Here is a 14302-nt window from a genome sequence, read left to right as displayed (position 1 = left end):
CGTGACGACGAAACGGTTGCGTTCCGACGCTTGCCCGACGTACGCTCCCGTTACGACGATACGGTCCCGTCCCGACGTAAGAAGTCGTGAAGAGTCCGGTAAGGACAGCTCCCCCTCGCTCTTCACCCCCCAGGCCCCACACCCCCCGAGCGAAAGCAGCGGATGTGAGTACGGTCCTCCACACACCGCCCCAGACCCCGGCCCCGGCCCCGGCCGACGACCTCACGGCCCTCGCCGCCCGCCACGGCCTCTCGGTCAGCGGCGCCCGGCCCGCCCTGCCCGAGTACGTCCGGCAACTGTGGGCCCGCCGCCACTTCATCACCGCGTTCGCCACCGCCAAGCTCACCGCCCAGTACAGCCAGGCGAAGCTCGGCCAGGTCTGGCAGGTGATGACCCCGCTGCTGAACGCGGCGGTCTACTACTTCATCTTCGGCGTACTGCTCGGCACCAAGCACGGAGTGCCCGACTACATCCCGTTCCTGGTCACGGGCGTGTTCATCTGGACGTTCACGCAGAGCTCGATCATGGCGGGCACCCGCGCCATCTCCGGCAACCTCGGCCTGGTGCGCGCCCTGCACTTCCCGCGCGCCGCCCTGCCGATCTCCTTCTGCCTCCAGCAGCTCCAGCAGCTGATGTTCTCGATGGGCGCCCTGGTCGTCATCCTGCTCTGCTTCGGCGTGCCCGTCGGCGCGTCCTGGCTGCTGGCGCTGCCGGCACTGTTCCTGCAGTTCACGTTCAACGCTGGCGTCTCCATGGTCATGGCCCGGATGGGCGCCAAGACCCCCGACATCGCCCAGCTCATGCCGTTCGTGCTGCGCACCTGGATGTATGTCTCGGGCGTCATGTGGAGCATCGACAAGCTGGCGGACAAGGACAGCCTGCCGCGCGCTGTGACGATCCTGCTGGAGACCAACCCGGCTGCGATCTACATCGACCTGATGCGCTTCGCCCTGATCGACAGCTTCCAGGCGAGCCAGCTCCCGGCCCACGTGTGGGCGCTCGCCGTCGGATGGGCGCTGATCGCCGGTGTCGGCGGCTTCATCTACTTCTGGAAGGCTGAGGAGACGTACGGCCGTGGCTGACAACACCAACAACAAGGTCCCCACCGTCGTCGCCGACGGCGTCGACATCGTCTACCGCGTCAACGGCACCGGCGCCGGACGCGGCTCCGCGACCGCCGCCCTCAACCGCATCGTGCGCCGCAAGCAGACCGAGAAGGTCTCGGGCGTGCGCCGGGTGCACGCCGTGCGGAACGTGTCCTTCGTCGCGTACAAGGGCGAGGCGATCGGCCTGATCGGCACCAACGGCTCCGGCAAGTCGACCCTGCTGAAGGCCGTCGCCGGACTCCTCCCCGTGGAGAACGGCCGCATCTACACCCATGGCCAGCCCTCCCTGCTCGGCGTCAACGCGGCCCTGATGAACGACCTGACCGGCGAACGCAACGTGCACCTCGGCGGCCTGGCGATGGGCATGTCCCGCGAGCAGATCAGGGAACGCTACGAGGAGATCGTCGACTTCTCCGGCATCAACGAGAAGGGCGACTTCATCACGCTGCCGATGCGGACGTACTCCTCCGGCATGGCCGCGCGGCTGCGGTTCTCCATCGCCGCCGCCAAGGACCACGACGTACTGCTCATCGACGAGGCCCTGGCCACCGGCGACCGTTCCTTCCAGAAGCGCTCGGAGCAGCGCATCCGCGAGCTGCGCAAGCACGCGGGCACGGTGTTCCTGGTCAGCCACAACAACAAGTCGATCCGCGACACCTGCGACCGGGTGCTGTGGCTGGAGCGCGGCGAGCTGCGCATGGACGGGCCGACGGAGGACGTCCTCAAGGAGTACGAGGCGTTCACCGGAGACAAGGCGGACAAGCCGAAGGCGGACAAGCCGAAAGCGAAGACCGCCGTTCCCTCGTGAGGCTCACCCGGTCGGCCCTTTTGTCTCATTGATGGCAGCATGACCGCATACCGTGCAGCCGCGAGAGGGGACCCCGTGATGGCCGAGCTCAGCGTCGTCGTCCACGGGCCGAACGTTCAGGACCATCTGACGGAACTCCTCGACTCCCTCGCCGCCCACCCCCTCCCGGACGCCGAGGTGATCGTGGCCGCGGTCGGCGACTGGGCCCGGGAGACCGCCGAGCGGCACACCCCGGAAGTCCAGGTCGTGCCGCTGCCGGACGGCACGGGGGACGCGGCGGCCCGGGCGGCGGGCGCGGCCCGGGCCTCCGGCCGCTGGCTGCACTTCGTCCACGCCAAGGACGGCCTCCCCGCCGGCACCCCGCGCATGGTCGCCGAGCGGGTGGCCGAGCTCCCCGGCGAGGTCGACGTCCTGCTTCTGGACCACGTCCGCAGCACCTGGCACGCCACCGGCCTGCCCTCACCGGACGGCCCGCTCCTCGCCCGGGCGGGCCGCGCCGACGTCCCCCTCGACGACTGTTCGCCCCTGCTGCGGCTGACCCCGCTGCTCGGCACCCGCGTCCTGCGTGCGGACTTCTGGAGGGCGCACGAACAGCGACTCACCACCGACGACGAGCCGTACGCCGCCCTGGCCGCCCTGCTGCTCGCCGACCGGGTCGCCTGCCTGCCGCACATCGCCTACGAGGACCGCCGGCTACGCCCCGCGAGCCTGCCCCCGGTCACCCCGGAGCAGCGCTACGGCCTCGTCGAGCGCTACGAGTCCCTCCTCGACCTCACCCGCGACCGGCGCGGCGCCCACACCGTGCTCTACGACCTCATGGTCCGCGACTGCCTGCGCACCTTCGCGCGCGGCGGCATGGAGGAGGAGGTCGCGCGGGAGTTCTTCCGCCGGGCGTCCCTGGCCGCCCTGCGCCGCCGCCCCGAGGGCCACCGCCGCCCGGCCGGACTCGAAGGCGTCCGCCGCTCCCTGCTGGAGGAGGGCGCCTACGCGAAGTACCGGGCCTTCCAGGCCGTCAACCGCACCCGCCGCTCCGCCAGATCGGCCGTGCGGACCCGCAGGCGCCAGGTGAGGGCCAGGCTCCGCGACCGCCAGTACCGCAGGGCGCTCGGCCGTCCCGTGAATCCGCACCTCGCGGTGTTCGCGGCGTACTGGAACCGCGGCGTCGCCTGCAACCCCGCCGCGATCGCCGCCAAGCTCGCCGAACTGGCCCCGCAGATCCACGCGGTGTGGGTGGTCACCGAGGAGAACGCGGCCCTGCTGCCCACCGGCACCGACCACGTCGTGCCCGGAAGCCGCCGCTACTGGGAGGTGCTGGCGACCGCCAAGTACCTCGTCAACAACGTCAACTTCGAGAACGCCGTGGTCAAACGCCCGGACGCGATCCATGTCCAGACCCACCACGGCACGCCCCTGAAGCGCATGGGCATCGACCAGATGGCGTTCCCGGCCGCCGCGCAGGGCCTGGACTTCAAGGCGCTGCTGGCACGCGTCGACAAGTGGGACTTCAGCGTCTCGGCCAACAGCCACACCACCCGTATGTGGGAGCGTGCCTACCCGTCGCGCTACGTCTCCCTGGACCACGGCTATCCGCGTAACGACGTCTACTACACGGCCGGCGCCGACGACATCCGCACCGTCCGCGACCGCCTCGGCATCGCCCCGGGCCGCCGTGCCGTCCTCTACGCGCCCACCCACCGCGACTACGAGGCCGGCTGGACCCCGCGCCTGGACCTCGCCACCCTCGCCGACCGCCTGGGCGAGGACACGGTCCTGCTCGTGCGCGGCCACTACTTCTACGGCGGCACCGCCTCCCCGCTCACCGGCCTGCGCCGCACGGGCCGGATCATCGACGTCTCCTCCTACGACCCCGTCGAGGAGCTGTGCCTGGCCGCGGACGCCCTGGTCACGGACTACTCCTCGATCATGTTCGACTACGCCAACCTCGACCGGCCGATCGTGATCTACGCCGACGACTGGGAGACGTACCGCACCACCCGGGGCGTCTGCTTCGACCTGATGGCGGACGCCCCGGGTCCGGTCGCCCGCACCCAGCAGGAGCTGACGGAGATCCTCACCACCGATGCCTGGCGCGACGAGAGCGCGGCGAAGACCAGGGCCGTCTTCCGGCGCCGGTTCTGCGAGTACGACGACGGGCGCGCCGCCGAACGCGTCGTCCGGCGGGTCTTCCTCGGCCAGGACGACCGGGATCTGCCGCCCGTGCTGCCGATCGAGGAACGCACGCCGGCCCCGACCCCACAGGAGGCGACCGCATGAGCACCCCCGACGTCACCGTGACGGTCATCGTCCACAACGACGCCGAGCGGCTCCCCCGCGCCGTCGAGTCGGTCCGCCGTCAGACCCACGCGAACCTCGACATCATCATCAGCGACGACCACTCCACCGACGCGACCCCCGCGGTGGCACAGCGGCTCGCGGCCGAGGACCCCCGTATCCGGCACCTCCGCCTGGAGCGGAACAGCGGCGGCTGCAGCGCCCCGCGCAACCGCGCCCTGCGGATCGCGCGAGCGCCGTTCCTGATGTTCCTCGACAGCGACGACGAACTCCCCGACAACGCCGTCGAACTGCTGCTCGCCGCACACCGCGAGCGTGAGATCGACTTCGCGATGGGCGCGGTGCAGCGGGTCAGGGTGGACAACGGCCGCCGCTCGACGTGGATGCCGCACCTGGTCGCCGAGCGCCGCACCCTCGACGGCATCCAGGCCGACCCGCGCCTGCTCTTCGAGCACCTGGCCACCAGCAAGATGTACGCCCGCGCCTTCCTCGACCGGCACGAGCTGCGCTTCCCCGAGGGCATCCACTACGAGGACCAGCTGTTCTCGGCGCAGGCGTACTGCCTGGCCAAGAGCTTCACGATCATCCCGGAACCGGTCTACCGCTGGTACGTGGCGCCCTTCGCGGCGTCCGAGGCCGCCTCGATATCCAACCAGCGGCACAAGCTCGCCAACGTCCGGGACCGGGTCCACGTCCAGCACCTCATCGACGCGTTCCTGGCCGAGAGCGGGCACGAGTCGCTGCGCGAGGACAAGGACCACAAGTTCCTCAAGCACGACTTCCGGATGTACGCCGGTGACCTGCCCTACCGGGACGACGCCTGGCTGACGTCCTTCGCGGACCTCGTCGCCCCCTACCTGGACACGCTCACGCCGGGTGCGTTCGCCCGGCTCCCACGCGCCGAACGCGTCGTCATCCAGCTGATCCGCGACCGGCGCCTGCCGGAGGCCCGGCTGGCGGCCCGGGGCCTGGGGCACGGGGTGGCGCCGAGGCGAGTGGCGGCCGACGCGGAGGGCCGCACCTACTGGGGGGACAGGATCCCCGAGTCGGAGTGGTCCCGCCGCGAACTGGACATCTCCGACCTGGAGCTGGAGACGCGCCCCTTCCCGAGCGCCCAGTTCCGCCACGAGATCAAGGAGATCACCCGAGGGCCGGGCGCTTCGATCGACCTGGTGATCCGCACGTACGACCCGGGGCTGCGCCTCCCCGTCGGCCCCCGGCGCGCGACGCTCCTCATCGCCCCGGGCGGCCACCGGCTCCACGTCCACTTCCGCCTCTCCCCCGTCCGCCCCGGCATCTTCGAGGGCCACGCCCACCTCGACCTCGGGACGGCCCGGCTCCCCCTCCATGGCTTCGCGGGAATCCGCCACCCGTTGCTCCGCCTCCAGCACCAGGGCCTGTCCCACACGGGCCTGCTGCTGGCGCCCCTGACCTTCCCGACGCTGACGACACGCGTCCCGTCCCACCACCTGACGGTCGAACCGGAGGGCCACGGACCGGGCCGCCTCCAGGTCCGCTGGGAACCGGTGGGAGTGACGGCGAAGCTGATCCGCCCGACGGTACGCAGGATGGCCCGCCCGAGAGTGAAGAGAGCGGCACGCCTGGTGGCGAGCGCCCTGAACTAGAACCCACCGGACTGCGCACCGCGGCCCGTGCAGCCGCCCGCCGTAGCCCGTGAAGCCGCGCACCGCGGCCCGTGCAGCTGCGGGCCGTGATCCGTGCAGCCGCCCGCCTTAGCCCTTGCGGCTGCGCACCGCGGCCCGCCCAGCCGCGCACCGCGGCCTTTGCGGCTGCGGGCAATCGTGCCTCCCCCAGTGCCTTAAGGGCCTGGGAGGTACCCCCAGGGCGGCACGGGTGGCCGCAGCGGCACCCCGCTCCGCCGGGCTGCGGACCCACCCGGCCTGAGCAACAACGCCGGGTGCGAGTCACCCCACCTCGCATCCAGGCGCGCGCATCCCCGAGCACGGGCGCCCCGGGCCGATCCGGCCCGGGGCGCCCGTCACGCCGTACGCGCTATGAGTGCGTGCGCAGCAGCGTCCTCATCGTGCGCATCGCCACCGACAGGTTGGCGAGGTCGAACGCGTCGGAGCTCTGGATGTCCTCCAGCGTGGTGCGGGCCCGGCCGAGGATCGCCGCGTTCTTCTGCTCCCACGCCTTGAACCGCTGCTCGGGCGTCGCTCCGCCGTCGCCCACCGCCAGGACGTCGGCGGTCAGCGCCGCGTGCGCCGCGTACAGGTCCTCGCGGATCGCCGCGCGGGCCATGGACTGCCAGCGGTCGGCGCGGGGCAGCTCGATGATGCGGTCCATGAGCTGGGTGATGCGCAGCCGGTCGGCGAGGTCGTAGTACACCTCGGCGACGTCCAGCGGCTCCCGGCCCATGCGGTCGGCGATCGAGACGATGTCGAGCGTCGGGAAGGCCGAGGAGAAGCCCGCCACACGCGTGGCGAGTTCGTCCGGGACACCGGCGCCGGTCAGCTCGTCGTGGATCTTCTGGTACCACTCCAGGTCGGCGCCGCGCAGGAGCTTCGGCAGCTGTCCCCAGACCTGCTCGACCCCGTCGGCGAAGAATTCCACCGTCCCGGCGAGCTCCAGCGGCTGCGGCCGGTTGTTGAGCAGCCAGCGCGTGCCGCGCTCCACCAGGCGGCGCGCATGCAGCCGGATGCGGGTCTGGACCTCGGCCTCGACCGTGTTGTCGAGCGCCTCGACCCCGTCCCACACCGGGGACTGGCGGAAGATCGCCCGGGCCGCGGTCTGCGCCCGCACGATCTCCTCCAGCGACGCGCCGGTCTCCTCGCGCAGCCGGTGCAGATACGTCGTACCGCCCGTGTTGACCGTGTCGTTGACCAGGACGGTCGTGGTGATCTCGCGGCGCAGCGGGTGGCCGTCGAGCCGCTCGGGGAACTGCTCGCGCAGCTCGGTCGGGAAGTACGCGTGCAGCAGACCCTTCAGGTACGGGTCGTCCGGCAGGGAGGTGTGCAGCAGCTCCTCGGCGACCGTGATCTTCGTGTACGCCAGCAGTACGGCCGTCTCCGGGCCGGTCAGGCCCTGGCCCTGGGCGAGGCGCTCGCGGATCTGCCGGTCGGTGGGCAGGAACTCCAGCGCCCGGTCGAGGTGACCCTCCCTGACCAGGTGCTTCATGAAGCGCTGCTGGGCGTGGAGCATGGCGCTGGACTGGGCGAGGGCGTTGCCGATCGCCGTGTTCTGCGCGTAGTTGTTGCGCAGCACCAGGCGGCCGACCTCGTCGGTCATCTCGGCGAGCAGCTTGTTGCGCTGCTTGACGGTCATGTCGCCGTCCGTCACCAGGCCGTTGAGCAGGATCTTGATGTTCACCTCGTGGTCGGAGGTGTCCACGCCCGCGCTGTTGTCGATGGCGTCGGTGTTGATCCGGCCGCCGTGCAGCGCGAACTCGATCCGGCCGAGCTGCGTCAGGCCGAGGTTGCCGCCCTCGCCGACGACCTTGACGCGCAGGTCCTTGCCGTCGACGCGGATGGCGTCGTTGGCCTTGTCGCCGACGTCCGCGTTGGACTCGGCCGAGGACTTGACGTACGTGCCGATGCCGCCGTTCCACAGCAGGTCCACCGGCGCGTGCAGAATCGCCTTCATCAGGTCGGCGGGGGTCAGCTTGGCGACCTTGGCCTCGATGCCGAGGGCCTCGCGGATGTGCGCGTTGACCGGGATCGCCTTGGCCGTGCGCGGGAAGATGCCGCCGCCGGCCGACAGCAGCCCCTTGTCGTACTCCTCCCAGCTGGAGCGGGGCAGCTCGAACAGGCGGCGTCGCTCGGCGTAGGAGGTGGCCGCGTCCGGGTTGGGGTCGATGAAGATGTGCCGGTGGTCGAAGGCGGCGACCAGGCGGATGTGCTCGGAGAGCAGCATGCCGTTGCCGAACACGTCACCGGACATGTCGCCGATGCCGACGACCGTGAAGTCCTCGCTCTGGCTGTCCACACCCATGTCGCGGAAGTGCCGCTTGACGGACTCCCAGGCGCCGCGGGCGGTGATGCCCATGCCCTTGTGGTCGTAGCCGGCGGAGCCGCCGGAGGCGAAGGCGTCTCCGAGCCAGAAGTTGTACTGCTCGGCGACCCCGTTGGCGATGTCGGAGAAGGTCGCCGTGCCCTTGTCGGCGGCGACGACGAGGTAGGTGTCGTCCTCGTCGTGGCGGACGACGTCCGCCGGGGGCACGACCTCGCCCGCGACCATGTTGTCGGTGATGTCGAGCAGCGCCGAGATGAACGTCTTGTAGCTGGCGACGCCCTCGGCCAGCCATGCGTCCCGGTCCACGGACGGGTCCGGCAGCTGCTTGGCGACGAACCCGCCCTTGGCGCCGACCGGCACGATGACGGTGTTCTTCACCATCTGCGCCTTGACCAGGCCGAGGATCTCGGTGCGGAAGTCCTCACGCCGGTCCGACCAGCGCAGACCACCGCGTGCGACCTTGCCGAAGCGCAGGTGCACGCCCTCGACGCGCGGCGAGTACACCCAGATCTCGAACGCCGGGCGCGGTGCCGGCAGGTCGGGGATGGCCTGCGGGTCGAACTTCATGGAGACGTAGTCGTGCGGCTTGCCGCCGGCGGCCTCCTGGAAGAAGTTCGTCCGCAGCGTCGCCTTGATGACGGTCAGGAAGGACCTGAGGATCCGGTCCTCGTCGAGCGAGGCCACCTGGTCGAGGGCCGCGTCGACCTCCTCCAGCAGCGCGTCCACGATCTCGTGCCCCGCGCGCTGCCGGTCCGGCGACATCCGCGCCTCGAACAGGGAGACGAGCAGCCGGGTGGTGTGGACGTTGTTGCGGAGGGTGTCCTCCATGTAGTCCTGGCTGAACGTCGACGCCGCCTGGCGCAGGTACTTGGCGTACGCCCGCAGCACCGTCGCCTGCCGCCAGGTCAGCCCGGCGCTCAGCACGAGGGCGTTGAAGCCGTCGTTCTCCGCCTTGCCGGTCCAGGTGGCGGCGAAGGCGTCCTGGAAGCGCTCGCGGGCGTCGTCGCCGAAGTGGTCCCCGCCGCTCGGGCGGGGCATGCGCAGACCGAAGTCGTAGATCCAGACCGCGCTGCGGTCCGAGCAGCGCAGCTCGTAGGGCCGCTCGTCGACGACCTCGACGCCGAGCCGGTTGAGGACCGGCAGGACGGCCGAGAGGGAGATCGCGTCGCCCGTGCGGTAGATCTTGAAGCGGCGCTCCTCGGGGGCGGCGCCCACCGGCTCGTAGAGGCTGAGCGAGAAGTCCTTGTCCGCCTCGGCGTTCAGCTGCTCGAGGTGGACGAGGTCGGCGACCGCGGCACGCGGGTTGTGGTCGGCCTTGTAGCCCTCGGGGAAGGCGTGCGCGTAGCGGCGCATCGCTTCCGCCGCGTGCTCCTCGCCGAGCTCGGCGTTGAGCGCCTCGGCGAAGGCGTCCTCCCAGGAGCGGGCGGCCTCCACCAGGCGGGCCTCGATGCGCTCCTTGTCGGAGTCGGACAGCTCCGGCAGCTCGGTGCCCTGCGGGACCCGCACCACGAAGTGCAGCCGGGACAGGATCGACTCGGTGTTCCAGGCCGTGAAGTCGACGCTGATGCCGCCGAGCTCTTCCTTGAGGATCTCGATGATCCTCAGGCGCACGGCCGTGGTGTAGCGGTCGCGCGGGAGGTAGACGAGGGCGGAGTAGTAGCGCCCGTACTCGTCCTGGCGCAGGTACAGCCTGAGGCGCCTGCGCTCCTGGAGGTAGAGGACGGAGGTGACGATGGCCCGCAGCTCGTCGACCGGGGTCTGGAACAGCTCGTCGCGCGGGTACGTCTCCAGGATCTGTGTCAGGTCGCGGCCGTCGTGGCTGTTGGGCGAGAACCCGGCGCGCTGCAGGACCTCTTCGACCTTGCGCCGGATGACCGGGACCCGGCGCACGGACTCGGTGTAGGCGGCGGAGGAGAACAGCCCGAGGAAGCGCCGCTCGCCGACGACGTTGCCGTCCGCGTCGAACTTCTTGACGCCGATGTAGTCGAGGTACGACGGCCGGTGCACGGTCGCCCGGCTGTTGGCCTTGGTCAGTACGAGCAGCTTGTGCTCGCGCGCCTTGGCCCGGGCGTCGGCGGGCAGTCGCTCGAACGAGGGGCTGACCGGGTGGCTCTCCTCGGCCGCGTGGTGCGGGTCCGCGCGCAGTATGCCGAGCCCGGTGCCGGGCACGGCGGCCAGCGAGTCGTCGTCGCGCAGCTGGTACTCGCGGTAGCCGAGGAAGGTGAAGTGGTCGTCGGCGAGCCAGCGCAGCAGCTCGCGGGCCTCCTCGACCTGAGGTCCGGGCAGGTCGCCGGGGATGGGCTCGTCCGGCAGCCCCTCCGCCAGCCGGATGGCCGCCTCCCGCATCTTGCCCCAGTCCTCGACGGCCTCGCGGGCGTCGGACAGGACGCGCAGCAGGTCGGCGGTGATCTGCTTCAGGTCGGCCCGGTCGGTCTCGCGGTCGGTCTCGACATGGATCCAGGACTCGACGTGCGCGTCGTGCGGAAGGTCGCCGGTGGCCGGGGTCGACAGGACCTCGATGAGCTTGCCGGTGACATCACGCCGCACGACGAACTGGGGGTGGATGACGACATGGATTCCACGCCCCTGGCGCGTCAGCTCATTGGTGACGGAGTCGACGAGGAAGGGCATGTCGTCGGTGACGACCTCGACCACGGAGTGGCTGCAGGTCCACCCGTTCTCTTCCACCGTGGGGGTGTGCACCCGCACGTTCGCCGTGCCCTGGGGGCGGTTCTCGGCCAGCCTGTAGTGCGATACGGCAGCTCCGAAGACGTCGACCGGGTCGCGGTCGGTGAGGTCCTCCGGGGCCGTGTGCAGGTAGTAACGCTGGAGGAACGTGAGGAGGGTCTCGCGGTCCGGGGCCTTCTGGGCGTCTGGGGTCTCCTCGCCCGTCGACCCGGTCGGTAGGTGCCCCCCGACCGGGCTGTTCTCAGCTACCCGGGCAGCCCTCTCGAGCAACTCGGCCTTGGCTTCGTCCAGCTTGGTCTGCATTGTCCTCTGGCTCCTGTCGCGCGCCGTTGCGTGACGTAGAAGGAAGTACGGCCTCTGCGCTTACGACCTCACGTCGTGACACGGGGTATCCGGTCTGTTCCGACGCTATGCCGCAAGGTGAGATGAGCGGGGGTGTCTGAGCCAATCTTGAGCTGCGCCACCGGTGTGACTCTGCTCTCTGCGACGCCCGGGTCCTGGTGATGTTCGGCGTCCCGGGAGTCCTGGATGGCACGTCCCGCCCGCGAGGACCAGCGACTGCCGCCCGGTCACGGATGTCGTCCGTGCTCTCCGGGCGCAGGGCAGGGACGACGACGTCCCCGCGAACTATCGCGCTGATCACGCCACCAAGGCTATCGCTCCTCACAGGGGCTCCGTCATGAGCCGTATGTGTACAAAACCAGCCCTGGAAGTTTGACGTTCTGCACAGTGCCGCTACGCATTCCGGTCTGGGAGGCGGGTCAGGCCGCGAGCCGCTCCGCCTCTTCGACCGCTTCTTCCAGCGTGTCCACGACAGGAACGCCGACCGCTTCCAGGCTCACCCGGCTGTGCGACCCGCCGGTGTACAGCACGGCCCGGGCCCCTACATGCAGAGCGGCCACGGCGTCGTCCGCCGCGTCCCCGATCACCACGGTGCGCTCCGGGGCCACCCCGCTCAGCGACGCCAGGTGCCGCACCATGTGCTCGGCCTTGCTGCCCCCCGACGGCCCGGTCCGCCCGTCCACCCGTATGAAGTGCGGCTCGATGCCGAACCCCCGCACCAGGGGAACGAGCTCCTCGTGCACATACATGCTCAGGATGGATTGGCTGCGGCCCGACGAACGCCACCCGTCCAGCAGCTCCACGGCCCCCACCGTCAGCCCGCACGCCGTGCGGTGCTCGGTGTAGTACCGGTGGAAGACGTCGTCCATCGCCTCCCATTCGGCCTCGGTCGGCAGCCGCCCCATCAGCCGCTCATAGAACTTCGGCACCGGCACGCAGTACAGCTCCCGGTACTTCTCCAGCGTCAGCGGCTCCAGCCCCAGCTCGGCGAAGGCCGCGTTCGTCGCGCCGATGATCGCGTCGATGTCGTGGAACAGCGTCCCGTTCCAGTCCCAGACAATGTGCGCGCCCGTCTTCATCCCCATGCCTGAAAACGTACCCGCCCCCACTGACAATCAAGAGGGCGGCGCCTCAACGCGCCCCCCGACCGGTCCCCCGGGACCGGTTCAGTCCCGGCGCCCGACCAGGTTCGCGATCTCCTGCGTGGCGAACCACAGCAGCTCGTGGTCCTCCGCCCCGTCCACGACGGACTGCGCGTCGTCGTCCCCGCCGTCCGCCGCCGGCAGCGCCTCGGCGGCCGCCGCCACATCGGCCTGGGCGTCCGCCGCGTCGACATGCACCGACGCCGCCTTGCCCAACGGCACCGCGCCCGCGACCCGCACCTCGCCCGGCGCCGCCGGATCGAGCCCCCGGCCGGGATCCGCGCTCACGGACCGGTCGGCCACATCGACGGCGATCACGACCCGGCGCCGCGGCGCCTCGGGCTCGGCCGCCAGCAGGCGCAGCGAGGCGAGCGCGGCCCGGCCGAGCGCCGCGTACTCCAGTTCCTCGGTGTCGTCGGAGCCGTACCACTCGCGCAGCCCGGGCGTCACGGCACAGGCGACGAACGGCCCGGCTCCCAGCTCGCCCGTCTTGTACGCCTCGGCGAGACCGGGGAGGGTCAGGGGGACGTAGACACGCATGGGCTGACCGCTTTCATGGTCGTGGTCGGGATCGTGGTCGGGCGCTCCGCAGGGCTCCGGAAGACTCCGGAAGGCCTTCAGGATACGTGCGGGGCGTCCCCTTTCGAGTCCCGCCCCATGACGCCCGATGCGTCCACCCCGGGCCCGGAATTCACCCGGCACGCCCCCGTGCTCACGGGCTCCGCGCCTCTGACATCACCCGGATAGGTGAACATTCCGGCGCCCGCGACCCGCATCGCGCTTCCTTGCCGCCGCCCCCCTGGGACCCGTACAAGATCACCACCCGAAGTTACTCTCCGGTACCCACCGGGCCCACGAAACGGGGACCCCCATGTACAAGGTCATGACCAGGACCCAGCACCGCCCCACCCGGAACCGACCCGCCGCCGACACCCCGACCCCGGCGACGGCGCCCGTCCCGCCGGCGAGCACGACGCTCGGCGTTCCCGGCGGCACGGGGCCGCGTACACCCGGCGACACCGCACTCCGCACCCCGGGCGGCCCAGCCCCACGCACACCTGCCGCCACCGCACCTCGCACCCCGGGCGGCCCAGCCCCACGCACGCCCGCCGGCGCAGCGCCTCCGCGTTCTCCCGGGAGCGGCCGGGCACGGCCTACGGCAGCGGGCGGCCGTCCACCGGCCTCCACCCGTGCCAGGGCCTCCCGCACCCGCCCGTCGGACACGCGCCCACCGACCCCGTCCGCGACCCGCACAGCACCCCGCAGGACCACGGGAACAGCCACCACGCCGGCGCACACGGACGCCACCGCTTCGGCCCCCGCCGGGACCGAAACGGCCCCCCGCGTCCCGGCCCGGGGTTCCCGCCCCGAGGTGATTCCCCAGCCCCTCCCCACCGACCTGTTCGCCGATCTCCTCGTCGCCGTGCTGAGCGGCCACCGCCCCGTGCACTCGATGCTCCGCCACACCCGCGGCCGCGCCTACGACGAGCTGGCCTGGCTGGCTGAACGCGGCCCTCTGCGCACGCGCGGTGCCCGTCCCGTCGTCCGCGACATCGGCTGGTTCGAACCCCGCCCGGGCGCCATCGAGGCCTTCGCCCGTGTCGGTGCCGGCGACCGGCTGCGCGCCCTGGCCTTCCGCCTGGAACTCGGGCAGGACCGCCGGTGGCGCTGCACGGCGGTCGAACTCGGCGGCCCCCGCCCGCCTCGCCCGGAAGCCGACTGAGGCCGTCAAGCCGAAGGGCCGGACACCTTCAGATGTCCGGCCCCTCAACCCACCACGGCCCCTCGGCGACCGCCACTCGTGCGGCGCCCCGGTCGACAGGGACCGTCGAAGCCGAAGGGCCGGACACCCTCGGATGTCCGGCCCCTCAACCCACCACGGCCCCTCGGCGACCGCCACTCGTGCGGCGCCCCGGTCGACAGGGACCGTCGAAGCCGAAGGGCCGGACACC

At 71.3% G+C, this 14302-nt stretch carries 8 protein-coding genes; 5 read left to right on the top strand and 3 right to left on the bottom strand.

Annotated features, from left to right (window positions below):
• The first annotated feature begins 164 nt into the window (after nt 1–164).
• The 4 genes from ACFY9S_RS00125 (at nt 165) to ACFY9S_RS00110 (ending at nt 5831) form a co-directional block, all read left to right on the top strand.
• Entirely contained in the window at nt 165–1082 is a 918-nt protein-coding gene (locus ACFY9S_RS00125) for an ABC transporter permease (RefSeq protein WP_391120646.1), read from the top strand.
• On the top strand, nt 1075–1914 hold the full coding sequence (locus ACFY9S_RS00120) for an ATP-binding cassette domain-containing protein (RefSeq protein WP_391120643.1): 840 nt from the start codon (nt 1075–1077) through the stop codon (nt 1912–1914). The genes ACFY9S_RS00125 and ACFY9S_RS00120 overlap by 8 nt, the downstream gene beginning before the upstream one ends.
• A 78-nt stretch (nt 1915–1992) precedes the next feature.
• Nucleotides 1993–4188 carry a CDP-glycerol glycerophosphotransferase family protein gene (locus ACFY9S_RS00115; RefSeq protein ID WP_391120640.1) on the top strand — a complete coding sequence of 732 codons (2196 nt, stop codon included), beginning with the start codon at nt 1993–1995 and terminating at the stop codon, nt 4186–4188.
• Complete coding sequence (locus tag ACFY9S_RS00110; RefSeq protein WP_391120637.1) at nt 4185–5831, top strand: glycosyltransferase; 1647 nt, start codon at nt 4185–4187, stop codon at nt 5829–5831. The genes ACFY9S_RS00115 and ACFY9S_RS00110 overlap by 4 nt, the downstream gene beginning before the upstream one ends.
• A gap of 388 nt (nt 5832–6219) precedes the next feature.
• On the opposite strand, the gene ACFY9S_RS00105 is transcribed toward ACFY9S_RS00110, so the two are convergent.
• From ACFY9S_RS00105 to ACFY9S_RS00095, 3 genes are all read right to left on the bottom strand, one after another.
• Nucleotides 6220–11169 (bottom strand): NAD-glutamate dehydrogenase domain-containing protein, encoded by a 4950-nt coding sequence (locus tag ACFY9S_RS00105; protein WP_391120634.1) that lies wholly within the window; start codon nt 11167–11169, stop codon nt 6220–6222.
• Between the two features lie 458 nt (nt 11170–11627).
• On the bottom strand, nt 11628–12293 hold the full coding sequence (locus tag ACFY9S_RS00100; protein WP_391120631.1) for an HAD hydrolase-like protein: 666 nt from the start codon (nt 12291–12293) through the stop codon (nt 11628–11630).
• Nucleotides 12294–12374: 81 nt separating this feature from the next.
• Nucleotides 12375–12890, bottom strand: coding sequence for a DUF6912 family protein (locus ACFY9S_RS00095; protein WP_391120627.1), 516 nt, complete (start codon nt 12888–12890; stop codon nt 12375–12377).
• An 832-nt stretch (nt 12891–13722) separates the two neighbouring features.
• Here ACFY9S_RS00095 and ACFY9S_RS00090 point away from each other — a divergent pair.
• Complete coding sequence (locus ACFY9S_RS00090) at nt 13723–14073, top strand: Rv3235 family protein (RefSeq protein ID WP_391120624.1); 351 nt, start codon at nt 13723–13725, stop codon at nt 14071–14073.
• Nucleotides 14074–14302 lie beyond the last annotated feature (229 nt).

Source organism: Streptomyces sp. NPDC012474 (assembly GCF_042955185.1).
Lineage (GTDB): Bacteria > Actinomycetota > Actinomycetes > Streptomycetales > Streptomycetaceae > Streptomyces > Streptomyces cahuitamycinicus.
Note: the sequence above shows the minus strand (reverse complement) of the source record. Positions and strands in the feature narration are given on the sequence as shown.

Coding starts and splice junctions, on each gene's coding strand:
- ACFY9S_RS00095 (WP_391120627.1), bottom strand. CDS start 12,890: ATGCGTGTCTACGTCCCCCTGACCCTCCCCGGTCTCGCCGAGGCGTAC.
- ACFY9S_RS00100 (WP_391120631.1), bottom strand. CDS start 12,293: ATGGGGATGAAGACGGGCGCGCACATTGTCTGGGACTGGAACGGGACG.
- ACFY9S_RS00110 (WP_391120637.1), top strand. CDS start 4,185: ATGAGCACCCCCGACGTCACCGTGACGGTCATCGTCCACAACGACGCC.
- ACFY9S_RS00105 (WP_391120634.1), bottom strand. CDS start 11,169: ATGCAGACCAAGCTGGACGAAGCCAAGGCCGAGTTGCTCGAGAGGGCT.
- ACFY9S_RS00115 (WP_391120640.1), top strand. CDS start 1,993: ATGGCCGAGCTCAGCGTCGTCGTCCACGGGCCGAACGTTCAGGACCAT.